This window comes from Pseudoalteromonas sp. J2K-J599, from assembly GCF_059295115.2.
The window spans coordinates 105,508-119,929 of record NZ_CM200271.1 but is presented as its reverse complement, the minus strand read 5'-3'; the positions used below and the strand labels follow the sequence as shown (position 1 = coordinate 119,929).

Sequence of the window (14,422 nt, the reverse complement as noted above, 5' to 3'; positions counted from 1 at the left end):
GCATATTAATATGGCCCAATCAGGATTAGACCTTTTCCCATATACTCGCATGCGCAGAATGCGCCGCAGCGACTTTTCTCGCCGCTTAATGGCTGAAAACCAGCTTAGCGTAAATGATTTAATTTACCCTGTATTTGTACTTGATGGTAAAAATCGCCGCGAGGTAATTGAATCAATGCCTGGTATTGAGCGCCTATCAATTGATTTACTGCTTGTTGAAGCAAAAGAACTCGTTGAACTTGGCGTACCTGCCGTTGCTATTTTTCCGGTAACGCCTGCGGATAAAAAATCATTATTTGCCGAAGAAGCATATAACGATGATGGCTTAGCGCAACGTACCGTAAGAGCGTTAAAAGAAGCTTTTCCTGAGTTGGGTGTGATTACTGATGTAGCACTTGACCCTTTCACTACGCATGGCCAAGACGGTATTATTGATGATTCAGGTTATGTTATTAATGATGTCACTACTGAAATTTTAGTTAAACAAGCACTTTCCCATGCAGAAGCTGGTGCTGATGTTGTTGCCCCTTCTGATATGATGGATGGTCGTATTGGCGCTATTCGCGAAGCACTTGAAGCTGATGGGTTTATTCATACTCAAATTATGGCCTACTCTGCTAAATACGCATCTAGCTACTATGGCCCATTTAGAGATGCTGTAGGCTCTGCTGGTAACTTAAAAGGTGCTGATAAAAAAACTTACCAAATGGATCCAGCAAACTCTGATGAAGCAATACGTGAAGTCGCATTAGACTTACAAGAAGGCGCTGATATGGTTATGGTAAAGCCCGGTATGCCTTATTTAGATATTGTACGGCGTGTTAAAGACGAATTTGGTGTACCTACTTTCGCATATCAGGTAAGTGGCGAGTATGCAATGCACAAAGCAGCAATTGATAACGGTTGGTTAAGTGAAGAGGCAACAATAATGGAATCTTTACTTGCATTTAAGCGTGCAGGTGCCGATGGAATATTAACCTACTTTGCTAAGCAAGCCGCAAAATATCTAGCTAAAAAGTAATTTTTATTAAAAGGCGGTTAAACCGCCTTTTATTTACATTCGTTTACATTTTTGTATTATTTCCGTCATATTTATTCTCTAAACTGGTGTCCCATTTTGGGATTAATACACGGGAATAATAAAAAAATGTTTAAAACAAAAATAACACCACTCGCACTTGTTATAGCAAGCCTCAGTGCACCAGCATCCGCTGATCTAATCATTTCAGAATATATAGAGGGAAGCAGTAATAATAAAGCAATTGAGCTTTATAATAATGCTGATACGGAGCTTTCTCTTGATCAATACTCACTAAGTTTGTATGTAAATGGCAAAACTACAATTCAATCAACTCTTGATTTGTCTGGTACTTTGGCAGCTAACAGTACCTTTGTTATCGTTCATTCAAGTTCAAATGATGCACTAAAAGAAAAAGCCGATTTAGAACATAGTGTTGCTAGCTTTAATGGTGATGATGCATTAGTCCTAATGCAAGGTAGTACCGTAGTCGATAGCTTCGGCCAGCGCGGTGTAGATCCCGGTTCGTTTTGGTCTGAAGGCGCAGTACAAACACAAAATAAAACACTTCGTAGAAAAGATAGTATTACCGCAGGCAGAACAACACCTGACGCAGAGTTCAACCCAAGTGAAGAATGGGTACAGTTCGATCAAGATGATTTTGATGGCTTAGGTTCACATGCAGGTAATGGTGGAACAACACCTGAACCAATTCCAGAACCAGAGCCACTTGAACCACTAGTTTGTGGTGCAGAAAAAACACTAATAAATGCTATTCAAGGTGACGGCTCTGCTAGCCCACTTGTAGGTACATTAGTAGAATTTGAAGGTGTTGTAAGCGCCGATTTTCAAGGTGATGAACAATTAAAAGGCTTTTTTGTTAACTCACTGGCTGCTGATATAGATGCAAATCCACTTACCTCTGAAGGTGTATTTGTATATTTTGCAGATACTGACGTGAATGTAGGCGACCATGTACGTGTACAAGGTACTGTTGAAGAATATTTTGATGCAACACAAATTGGCAGTGTTAGCCAAGTTGCGGTGTGTGGCACTGGTTTAGCTGCAGCAGCTACAAAAATCACTTTACCTTTAGCTAATACAACTGATTTAGAAGCTTTTGAAGGTATGTTAGTCACATTAGAGCAACCATTAGTAGTGACTAATAACTTTGGTCTTGGTCGATATGGTGAAGTTGAATTAGCAACAGAGCGCTTGTACCAAGGTACTCAGGTTGCGTTACCTGGCGATGCTGCTAATGCAGTTGAAACTGAAAATCTACTTAAAAAGATTTTAATAGATGATGGCTCTACAGTACAAAACTTAGACCCTACAGCTTATCCAACTCCAGGCTTATCGGCAGAAAATACATTACGAACTGGCGATACTGTTAATACTGTTACAGGGGCACTTGCTTATAGCTTCGGTCTTTACCGAATTCACCCAACTTTAGCGCCTTCGTTTATTGCAACAAATGCACGTGAAGATGCGCCTGAACTTAATGCTGAAGCAGATTTACGTGTAGCTAGCTTTAACGTACTTAATTACTTCAATGGTGATGGCCAAGGCGGAGGGTTCCCTACATCTCGAGGTGCAGATACTGAAGCTGAATTTATTCGCCAAGAAGCTAAAATTGTAAGTGCTATTAGCGCTATTGAGGCCGATGTTGTTGGTTTAATGGAAATTGAGAATGATGGCTTTGGCGAATTTAGTGCAATTGCTAGCTTAGTAGATGCATTAAATGATGCAGATAGTGCTAACAACTATGCATTTGTTGATTTTAACGTAGATCAAATTGGTACCGATGCAATTACTACCGCACTTATCTATCGTGCTAACAAAGTAGAAGAAGTAGGCACTGCAGCCATTACAACTGAGGCTCCATTTGATTTTAGTAACCGTGCTCCAATTGCACAAAGCTTTAAATCAATAGAAACTGATGAAGTATTTACTGTTGCTGTGTCACATCTTAAATCTAAAAGTTGTGGTAGTGCTTCTGGAAATAATGCAGATTTAGGTGATGGCCAAGGCTGTTGGAATGAAATACGCACGCAAGGTGCTAATGCATTCGCAGATTGGCTTGATAGCAAACCAACCGGTGTTGATGACGAAGATACTATTTTAGTCGGCGATATGAATGCTTACGCAATGGAAGATCCAATACGTGCATTTGCTGATAAAGGCTACAAAAATGTAGTTGCTGAAATTGATGGTGATACACTTGGTTATTCTTATAGCTTTTCTGGTCGTGCAGGAAGTTTAGACCATGCAGTAGCTACACAATCATTACTTAGCAAAGTTGTCGCTGCAACAGATTGGCATATCAACGCAGATGAACCTATTTCACTTGATTACAATGTAGAGTTTAAAAGCGAAGGTCAACAATCTAGCTTGTACTCTGAAAGTGCATACCGCGCATCAGACCATGACCCTGTGATTATTGACATTAAATCTGAAATTACTTTAACGCCTGAAGAGCAAACACCTGTAATTGCAGCCGATCAAGTTTTTGCAATCGATGAAAACAGCGCAATTGGCACAATTATCGGCACGCTCGATTTTAGTGATCCAAATGCCGATGAATCACCTGTTGTTAAATTTATTACATCTGATAATGACAGCGTTTCTATTAACAATGAGGGGCAGTTAATTGTTGCTGGAGAGATTGATTACGAATTCGAAAATCGTATTACTTTAACAGTACAAGCTCAAGATAGTGCTGGTAACTTATCAAACATTGAAAAAGTAGCCGTTAAGGTAAATAACTTACGCTCAGATGATGATAATGATGCAGGTTCATTATTATGGTTATCACTTCTTTTAGCACCACTATCAATAGTGCGTCGATTTAAAAAGAAATAATTAAGTAAAATCTAAACATATAAAAAGCCGCTTTTGCGGCTTTTTTATTTTATACAAATGTAATTCAGACAAGCTTCATTAAACTCCCCGTAATATGTTCATACGATTAGTGAGTCTTCTAGTAATTAATCAGTAACAACTACATAAGATTGAGTGAATTTTACACAAAAAAAGCCTCAGTGAGTTACGTATATTGGTTTTTCCTATTGAAAAATATGAACTTTTATAAGGGTTCACATTTTGCTTTAAGTAAATTAGAAGATACTTACAAAACAAAATCAATATTTACCCTAAACGTAAAAATAAGTCGTGTTTTTATAAAGGAATGAGAATGAAACAACTAACCCAAAACTTGCCTAAATGGCAAAAAAAGTCAGCACCACTACTGGGTCTACTTATTATTTTTTCGACTTGGGGCAATAGCAACCAAGCGATTGCTGCAACTGTTGATGTAGCAATTCCACAAAGTAGCTTATTTGATGTAATTAGCGCTCGCGCTAAAAAGTTAGCAAGCGAAGAATATGTTGCACCTAAAAACATCGAGCTTGAAGCGCTAAATAATATTGATTATCAAGACTACCGTTCAATTCGATTTAAAAAAGACAAAGCGGTGTGGAAAGATGAAGGCCTGTACGAGCTGCAATTATTCCACCCTGGTTTTTTATATAAAACACCTGTAACAATAAATACTGTTGATAGCGACTCTAAACGTAGCCGCTTACCTTTCAGCACCGACTTTTACCAATACGATGGCACTGCTGCACCACTACAAGAAGAAATAGCTAAAAGTGTGGCGGGCACTCAACTAGGCCATGCTGGATTTCGCTTACATTACCCATTAAATACTAACGAGTATAAAGACGAAGTAATGGTATTTCAGGGAGCATCGTATTTTAGAGTCGTTGGCCCTCAACAAGTTTATGGCTTATCAGCAAGGGGCCTTGCCATTGATACTGCTGAGAATTCGGGTGAAGAATTTCCAATGTTCAAAGAGTTTTGGTTAGTTAAACCAAAGCCAGAGCAAACACAAATCACCATTTTTGCATTATTGGATAGTCCATCTATTTCTGGTGCGTACAAATTTAGCGTCGACCCTACAACGAATATGCTAGTTGATGTTGATATGCAGGTTTTTGCGCGTAAAGATATTAAAAAACTGGGTGTAGCACCATTAACGAGTATGTTTTATCACGGCGAAAATAGCACCAAATTTTTTGATGATTATCGCCCTGAAGTTCATGACTCGGATGGCCTATTAACTCAATCTGCTGATGACAAGTGGGTATGGCGTCCTCTTAATAACCCATCACAACTCAGCGTTACTTCATTTTCGTACAATAACCCAAAAGGTTTTGGGTTAGCTCAACGAGACCGAGACTTTAATAACTATCTAGACACAGAAGCACATTACCACGACCGCCCTAGCCTGTGGATTGAACCACAAGGTGAGTGGGGAAATGGTCGTGTAGAGCTTGTAGAAATACCGACTGATACAGAAACTAACGACAATATCGTAAGTTACTGGGTACCAGAAAAACCAATGAAGGCCGGAGATTCATTAAAATTAAGCTACAAAATGACGACCTTTAATTCAGTTTTAACTCAGCACGAGAAAGCACGTGTACTACGTACAAGAATTGGTAGCGCCGCATTACCAGGTGAGGACAACCCACCACCAAAAAGCCACCGCCAATTTACTGTTGATTTTACTGGTTCAGAAATAAATCAACTGTCTAAACAGTTAAAACTAGATGCCGACATTCAACTTACAACAGGCGAAGTAACCGACGTGAATGTACAAAAACTTCCGGATTCACGTGGATGGCGTGTAGCCTTTAAAATTGCACCACAGGACGATCAACCCGTTGATATGCGTTTATCGTTAAAACTACGTGACAAAGAAATTAGCGAGGTATGGAGCTATGTTTGGTACCCAAATGACATCAAGTAATAAAGGTAGGGGCACTCCAATGCCATTCAAAACACTAAGAGTATGGCTATTTGCCATTGCGGCACTTGGCACATCTGGCTACGGCATATCTATTATGTTTGAGATTTTAAGCTCAAACGGTATGACATTACTTGAGTATGCCCTTTTAGTATTATTCTCAATCACATTTGCTTGGATTGTAACGGCCTTTTGTAGTGGCACAATCGGCTTTGTACTACAGTTGTTTCGAATTGACCCGCTTACGTTAAAACGTATTAAACCAATTGAGCTCAATAACGAGGCAATTAACGCTCAGAAAACCGCCGTTGTAATGCCTATTTATAACGAAGATACCCACCGTGTTATCGCGGGCTTTGAAGTAAGTCTACAATCGTTAAAAGAAACTGGTCAGCTTGATAATTTTGATTTTTATTTATTAAGCGATACACAAGACCCTCAAATAGTTAAAAACGAGCTAAGTGCATGGCATGCATTGTGCGAACGTTTAGGGGATACAGCAAAGCATGTTTTTTATCGTCGTCGCGAAGATAACAAACACCGCAAAGTAGGTAACCTAACCGACTTTTGTGAGCGCTGGGGAAGTAATTACGACCATATGATTGTGCTTGATGCAGATAGCGTAATGACCGGTAAATGTATGTTAGAACTTACTACAAGCATGCTAAACAACCCACAAGCAGGCCTGATCCAAACGATTCCAATACCTGTTCGTCAAGATACCTTTTTTGGTCGTTTTTTACAGTTTGCGTCAGTGCTATATAGCCCAATGCTCGCTACTGGCTCAGCATTTTGGCAAACAGATAAAGCCAATTACTGGGGTCATAATGCAATCATTAGAGTTGAAGCATTTATAACGTGCTGTGGCTTGCCAACACTCAAAGGTAACGCACCTTTTGGCGGTGAGATTTTAAGTCATGACTTTGTAGAAGCATCACTACTTCATAGTGCAGGTTGGGATGTACTATTACTATCAGATATTGAAGGCAGCTACGAAGAAGTACCAAGTAATATCCTCGATTATGCTGTACGCGATAGACGCTGGGTACAAGGTAATATTCAGCACTTAGGTTTACTATCGTCATCTAAATTAAAATTAATGAGTAAGCTGCACTTTCTATTAGGTGCAACCGCTTATATTTCATCACTAATTTGGCTCTCAATGCTAGCGCTAAGTACTATTGATGCAGTAACGCGCGCATTAAATAGTGATGTGTACTTTAACCGTGTTTATCAATTATTTCCTACATGGCAAATAGCTAAAACCGATCTTATTGATTCACTCTTGTATTTAACTATTGTTATTTTATTAATGCCTAAATTAATGGGCGTAATAGTCACCCTAATACATAGAAACAAACGCTTTGGTGGTTCAATTAAGCTCATACTAGGTTCAATCATTGAAACCGTATTTGCTATTATTGTTGCGCCATTAATGATGGTATTTCATGCTTACTTTGTGCTTTGCGTATTTTTAGGTAAAAAAGTGAAGTGGGATGCACAACCGCGCGAAGGTCGTATGGTTCCGTGGAAAGAAGCGTTTGGTTATACGTTATTCTCTACTATTGTGGCTATAGCATGGGGTAGCACAGCCTACTACTTCACACCTGTATTCTTTTGGTGGCTATCACCTATATTATTAGGCTTAGTATTAGGTGCTCCAATTATCCGTTATACCAGTAGTATCAAACTTGGCGTACAGCTAAGAAAGTTAGGTATATTTATTTGCCCTAGTGAAGTTGATAACGACTCAACTCTAGAGGCGCTTAAAGTACATCTAAAAGAGATTTCCGTGCCAGAGGAAGGAACTTACCCACAAACAATTCCGGCACTGCCACAAGAGCATATGGTATCAATGCCTATACAATCTTTTAAAAAGCCACGCAGGCTAAAGATGAAAGCGCTAAAAGCTAAGGCTATAAAAAAGTTTAATTAGCGCGTTATAAAATAAAAACAAAAAAGGAGCAATTAATTGCTCCTTTTTTCTATCTAAATTAAAAAATCACGCGCTGCATTTACCGCCAATATTTTCTACTTTTTTAGCTAACTTATTACAGTACATTTTAGAAATAGCTGATTGCGTTTCATCATCAAATTGCCAGTTATAAAAATGAAAAACCTTACCATTCTCCAGTTCTACTTTAAAATAGTGAAAAGAAAAAACGAGCTAAATGATACAAAAGTAATTTCCTCACTATTGATATAACGCTCTGTGCATATACGTGTATAGCAAACCCCTTTTTTGTAACTATATATATAAATTGCTCTAGTACCTTTTTATTAATTAAAAATATAGGACTAATTAATAATAAAGAGCTGGTATAAAAAACTATAAAAAATAAAACCAAATTATAGGCAATAAAAAACCCGCAACATGTGCGGGTTTTTTTAAAGAGTTAAAGAGCTAATTACTTAGCAGCTTTTTTCTCTTTTTCTGCAGCGATTACTGTGTCTGCTACGTTTTGTGGACATGGTGCGTAGTGTGAGAACTCCATAGAGAACTGACCACGACCAGATGTCATTGTACGTAGTGAACCAATGTAACCGAACATTTCTGATAACGGAACGTCAGCTTTAATGCGAACGCCAGTTAAACCAGCTTCTTGGTCGCTTAGCATACCACGACGACGGTTAAGGTCACCGATTACATCACCAACGTGATCTTCTGGAGTGAACACGTCAACTTTCATGATTGGCTCAAGAAGTTGTGCGCCCGCTTTAGGGATCGATTGGCGGAAAGCACCTTTAGCAGCGATTTCGAACGCGATTGCAGATGAATCCACGGCATGGAAACCACCGTCAAAAAGTTCAACTTCAACGTCTAATACTGGGAAGCCAGCTAGAACACCTTCGCCCATCATTGACTTAAAGCCTTTCTCAACTGCAGGCCAGAATTCTTTAGGTACGTTACCACCAACAACTGATGATTTAAATGTGAAGCCTGAAGCAACTTCGCCTGGCTTGATGCGGTAGTCGATTTTACCGAACTGACCAGAACCACCAGATTGTTTCTTATGCGTGTAGCTATCTTCGATTTCACGAGTGATAGTTTCACGGTAAGCAACCTGTGGTTGACCAACGATAAGGTCTACACCGTAAGTACGCTTAAGGATATCAACTTTGATATCTAAGTGAAGCTCACCCATACCTTTAAGGATAGTTTCGCCTGAATCTTCATCAGTCTCAACTTGGAAAGATGGATCTTCTGCAACCATTTTACCGATAGCAACACCCATTTTCTCATTACCGCCTTTATCTTTAGGCTGTACAGCAATCGAGATTACTGGAGTTGGGAATACCATTGGCTCAAGTGTTACTGGGTGCTTAGGATCACATAGAGTGTGACCAGTTTGCACATTTTTCATGCCTACGATAGCAATGATGTCACCAGCTTGTGCGCTAGTTAATTCGTTACGGTCATCTGCTTGCATCTCAACCATACGGCCAACACGCTCAGTTTTACCAGTAAACGCATTAAGGATAGTGTCACCCTTATTAAGCTTACCTGAGTAGATACGTACGAAAGTTAATGCACCAAAACGGTCATCCATTATCTTAAATGCTAGCGCCTTGAAAGGTTCGTCAGCAGATACGATTGCGAATTCGCCATTTTCGTTACCTTCTTCATCCATAAGAGGTTGAGGATCAACTTCTGTTGGAGCAGGTAAGTAGTCAACAACAGCATCAAGGATTAGTTGCATGCCTTTGTTTTTGAAAGCAGAACCACAGAACGTAGGGAAGAAAGCAAGGTCACGAGTACCTTTACGGATACAACGCTTGATATCTTCGATAGAAGGTACTTCACCTTCCATGTACGCTTCCATAAGATCATCGTCTTGCTCTACAGCAGTTTCGATAAGCATTTCATGGTATTCATCAGTTTTTTCTACCATGTCTGCAGGAACGTCAGTGATTTCGTAGTTTTCTGGAAGACCAGTGTCATCCCATACGTACGCTTTTTTAGTTAAAACATCTACAACACCAACAAACTCATCTTCGATACCGATTGGTAAAGTCATGATTAGTGGAGTCGCGCCAAGTACTTTACGTACTTGCTCAGTTACACGGTAAAAATCAGCACCCATACGGTCTAATTTATTTACAAAGATAATACGTGCAACTTCTGATTCGTTAGCATAGCGCCAGTTAGTTTCTGATTGTGGTTCAACACCACCAGAACCACAGAATACACCAACACCGCCATCTAATACTTTAAGTGAACGGTATACTTCAACTGTGAAGTCAACGTGTCCAGGAGTATCGATAACGTTAAAACGGTGATCTTTCCAGAAACAGCTTACAGCCGCAGACTGGATAGTAATACCGCGCTCAGCTTCTTGTTCCATGAAGTCAGTAGTAGATTCACCATCATGAACCTCACCTGTTTTATGGATTTGACCAGTAAGCTTTAGGATACGCTCAGTAGTCGTGGTTTTACCCGCATCAACGTGCGCGAAAATACCAATGTTTCTGTACTTCGATAAATCTGCCATTAATTTTACTCTTAATAAAGTCGATAAATTATTCGGCAGGAGTATAACATCACTTAATGCGAACATCACCATACAAGCCGCTTAAAATGCAATCAATTCAATATATTTTTTTTATCGTCAGAATCTATTAAATATCAAACATAACAAAAAAATCGCAAGGCATTGAAATTAATAGCGTTTAATACTTAAGTTTCAGATACACCAAGTTACTTCGCTATTTTATAGCAACGTTCAGGGCGGCCAATACTGCCGTAACTTTGATCCGCTGTTAACTTACCTGATTCAAGCAAATACTCTAAGTAACGGCGTGCTGTAGAGCGACTAACACCAACCAAATCGCCCATTTGCTGAGCAGTAAATGCAGTGGTTGCGTGATCTACAAAAGCATCATGTATTTTTTGCAGGGTAAGTTGGTCGACCCCTTTAGGTAAACGAACAGACGTGTTGGTTTGCTGCTTTGAGCCAAATAACGTATCAACCATTGACTGCGTTACTTCACTTGCATCAGAAAAACATTGCTGACGTGATTCAAAACGTGCAAGTGCTTGATCAAGACGGCTTAACATTAATGGTTTTACTAAAAAGTCGCATGCGCCTAACTGCATTGCTTTTTCAAGGGTTTCGACCTCTTTTGCAGCAGTGAGTAGCATAACTTCGCTTTTAATCGTTCGGCGTCTTAAGTCGGTCAATAAATCAAGTCCGTTACCATCAGGTAAATGTATATCAAGTAAAATCAGATCGGGTTCAATTGCATGCAGTAAAGCCGTTGCCGTACTTAAATTACCTGCAATGCCCACTACCTGATACTGTGCTTGCCTTAAACTTTGCTTTGGCGTTTGATTGCCTGCAATACCATTTGGTAATAACAAGTACTGCGCTAATAGCTGTGCTACCTCTACTTCGTCTTCAATTATTACTACTGAATACGTCATGTTTAATGCTCTTATTATTTTGGAATATAAACACTTAGTCTTGCGCCAAGTAGGTCTGACTCACCAATTTCCAACGTACCGCCGCATGAGTCTAAATTTGTTTTTACTAAATATAAACCAATACCATGCTCTGCTCCTGATTTAGAGCTGTACTGAGGGGTAAAAATAACATCATGGTCAGAACCTAACCCAAAGCCTGTATCTTCTACATCAAATAAGAGGGTTTGGCTGGTTTCATCAACGGTTACCCGTACTTTTGCAGAGCGAGAGTTCGATGATCTAATAGCTGCCTCAATCGCATTATCTATAAGATTACCTAAAATAGACACGACCCGCTCAAGCATATCTTTACGTGCAATAACACCAAGTAGGCTGTCGGGGTTAAGCTCAAGCGCAACATTTAATTCTCTTGCTTTATGATATTTACCTACCAACAAACCAGCAAGCACAGGGTCTTGTATGCGCTCTAACAAGTTATGAATTTGTGCCTGAGAGCCTTGGCTTTCTTGTCCTATTATTTCTATAGCTTGTTCATTTTTCCCCATTTGCACTAACGCTCCAATTAGATTGAGCTTATTGGAGTAGTCATGAGTTTGTACCCTTAAAAGCTCTGCAAAAGCCTGGACTTTAGTTAGTTGTTGGCTTAAATACTCAAGTTCATCAGAGGGGCGCATACTCAGTAAGATACCATCAGCCTGCCCTTGCACCTGCAAAGAAAATCTCGATAAAATAAGGCGTTTATCGGCGGCAAATAATTCAAACCCCACTATTTTACGTCGCTGATTACGCAATAAAAACCCTGCATGTTCAGGTAATAAATCGTTTAAGGTGAGATTCTGATTAATAATTGAAGTTGGTTTATCTAATATTTCGCAGGCGCGTTGATTGAGTTTTCGTACTTTTCCGTCTGGGTCGAGTGCAATAATACCGCTGCGTACGGTATTTAAAATTGCATCTTGTTCTGAAAACAAACGTGCAATTTCATCTGGCTGCAGACCAAAAATAGCATTTCTGACACGTTGTCCAATATAAATAGCCGCCAGTATACTTAAACCTACAAGTATTAAGCCCCATATTAATATTTCACTACTACGAGAGAGGATAAGCGGATCGATTGATTGTACTAAAAAACCAACCGATACAACGCCTACTATTTCATTATTACCTGCGTACACCGGCACTTTGCCACGAATTGATTCACCTAAGCTACCATGAGCTACCGAAATATAGCGCTCTCCCTTTAATGCAGCTTGACTATCACCTCCAACCATTTTTTTGCCAATTTTATCTTCATCGGGATGCACAATGCGAAGCGCATTTTCATCGCCAACAACAATAAAATCAGCACCTACAAACTGTCGTAAATTTTCAATTTGCATGTTAATGGTAGTTAAGTCACTTGGTATTTCCAGTGCATTAATTATATCAGCGCGTGTGGCAATACTGCTTGCCACAGCGAGTGCTTTATCGCCAATATGGTTATGTAAGCTTTGCGCTGTAAGTTGATACACCAACGCGCCAAATAATAAAGCCTGCAATACACACAATCCTGTTACCCAAATAATTAATCGTGTTTCTAATCGCTTAGGTTTTGTGACCATGTTTTGCAATGGATTTAGCTTGTTGGTGTTTCTCATTTCATTCTCAATTATGCATTTACTTTGTCTGCACGGCGTTGCATTAAATAATCTTTTAACGGAAACAACAGCACTAAAATTGAAATTACAAATATGCTCAATGTTAGCGGACGATCCCATAAAAAGCTTAATGAGCCATCAGAAATCATCATTGAACGACGGAAGTTTCGCTCAATCATATCTCCTAATATAAAACCTAATAATAGTGGTGCCATAGGAAACGACAGTAATCGCAATACTAGCGCAACCACCGCAAATCCTACCATCATAAATAAGTCGAAGGTATTGAAGGACACTAAGTAAACACCAATTAAGCTAAAGAACAATATCATCACGGTGAGTACCGACTTAGGCATTGCTAATACTTTTGCAAAGTAAGGAATAAGCGGCAAATTTAAAATAAGCAGTACAATATTACCAAAGTACATACTTACAATAACCGCCCAAAATACACTTGGGTTTTCTTGCATAAGCATTGGACCTGGTTGAATGCCGTAAGCAATCAAAGCACCTAGCATAATTGCCGTAGTACCTGAGCCCGGAATACCAAGCGTTAACAGTGGAACAAACGATCCTGTACACGCCGCATTATTTGCCGACTCTGGCGCAGCTAAACCACGTAATGAGCCTTTACCAAACTTTTCTTTCAAACCTTTTGGCGCTAAATTTCGCTCTGTTGCATAAGCCATAAAGCTTGCAATAGTTGCACCAGCACCCGGTAACACCCCCACTATAAAACCTAAAATAGACGAGCGACCAATCACTGGTGCTATCTCTTTAATCTCGGCTTTACTTAACTTGGTTGAACCTATTTGCGGTGTGTCTGAGTCATTAATGTTTTTAGCATCTTTTTTCTCTGGTTTTACAACATTTACAAGCGCCTCGGCTAATGCAAACGTTGCCATAGCAACCAGTAAAAAGCTTATTCCGTCGAGTAAATCAGGTTGCCCAAAGGTAAATCGGTCAGTCCCTGATGATGGATCAATACCAACCGTTGCTAGCATCAAGCCAAACACCGTCATCATCATTGCTTTTAAAAATTGCCCTTTATTTGAAAATGCTGCAATAGCTGTTAAGCCTAAAAACATCAACACAACATAATCAGGGGATTGAAAACTCAATGACACTTTTGCTAATAAAGGTGCAGCTACCATTAATAATATGGCGCCAATCGTTCCGCCTATAAAGGAGGAATAAGCAGCAATTGCCAATGCTTTACCTGCATGCCCTTGTTTAGCAAGCGGGTAGCCATCAAAGGAGGAAGCTACCGTACCCGCCACGCCAGGCGCATTAATTAAAATAGATGACGTAGAGCCACCAAAAATAGCGCCGTAATAAACACCCGCCATTAAAATCATACCCGAATCGGCGCCAATGCTGTAAGTAATTGGGATCATCAAGGCAATTGCGGTAATTGGCCCCAATCCTGGTAACATACCTATAAAAGTACCTACCAAGCAGCCAGCTATAACGTACATTAAATTATTAAAGTCGAGCACGGTCGACAAACCAAGCATAATTCCATCAAACAT

The 14,422-nt window shown here is 39.6% G+C and carries 8 protein-coding genes; 4 read left to right on the top strand and 4 right to left on the bottom strand.

All coding sequences use genetic code 11. The annotated features are described in order from the left end of the window. Window positions 1-10 precede the first annotated feature (10 nt). From hemB to mdoH, 4 genes are all read left to right on the top strand, one after another. Window positions 11-1,021 carry a porphobilinogen synthase gene (gene hemB / locus AC5NT5_RS00545; protein ID WP_182682776.1) on the top strand — a complete coding sequence of 337 codons (1,011 nt, stop codon included), beginning with the start codon at window positions 11-13 and terminating at the stop codon, window positions 1,019-1,021. Window positions 1,022-1,147: 126 nt separating this feature from the next. Continuing rightward, window positions 1,148-3,880, top strand: a complete 2,733-nt coding sequence (locus AC5NT5_RS00540; protein ID WP_182672426.1) for an ExeM/NucH family extracellular endonuclease — start codon at window positions 1,148-1,150, stop codon at window positions 3,878-3,880. 331 nt (window positions 3,881-4,211) lie between these two features. Then, window positions 4,212-5,831, top strand: a complete 1,620-nt coding sequence (locus AC5NT5_RS00535) for an OpgD/OpgG family glucan biosynthesis protein (protein ID WP_182675521.1) — start codon at window positions 4,212-4,214, stop codon at window positions 5,829-5,831. Continuing rightward, complete coding sequence (gene mdoH, locus AC5NT5_RS00530) at window positions 5,803-7,764, top strand: glucans biosynthesis glucosyltransferase MdoH (RefSeq protein WP_494514164.1); 1,962 nt, start codon at window positions 5,803-5,805, stop codon at window positions 7,762-7,764. The genes AC5NT5_RS00535 and mdoH overlap by 29 nt, the downstream gene beginning before the upstream one ends. A gap of 472 nt (window positions 7,765-8,236) precedes the next feature. On the opposite strand, the gene fusA is transcribed toward mdoH, so the two are convergent. From fusA to AC5NT5_RS00510, 4 genes are all read right to left on the bottom strand, one after another. Further along, window positions 8,237-10,321 carry an elongation factor G gene (gene fusA / locus AC5NT5_RS00525; RefSeq protein ID WP_004334977.1) on the bottom strand — a complete coding sequence of 695 codons (2,085 nt, stop codon included), beginning with the start codon at window positions 10,319-10,321 and terminating at the stop codon, window positions 8,237-8,239. A gap of 206 nt (window positions 10,322-10,527) precedes the next feature. Beyond that, window positions 10,528-11,253, bottom strand: a complete 726-nt coding sequence (locus AC5NT5_RS00520) for a response regulator (RefSeq protein WP_182756134.1) — start codon at window positions 11,251-11,253, stop codon at window positions 10,528-10,530. A gap of 14 nt (window positions 11,254-11,267) precedes the next feature. Next, a complete protein-coding gene (locus AC5NT5_RS00515; RefSeq protein ID WP_494514165.1) occupies window positions 11,268-12,890 on the bottom strand; it encodes an ATP-binding protein in 1,623 nt (540 codons plus the stop codon). An 11-nt stretch (window positions 12,891-12,901) separates the two neighbouring features. Then, a complete protein-coding gene (locus tag AC5NT5_RS00510) occupies window positions 12,902-14,422 on the bottom strand; it encodes a tripartite tricarboxylate transporter permease (RefSeq protein WP_008136529.1) in 1,521 nt (506 codons plus the stop codon).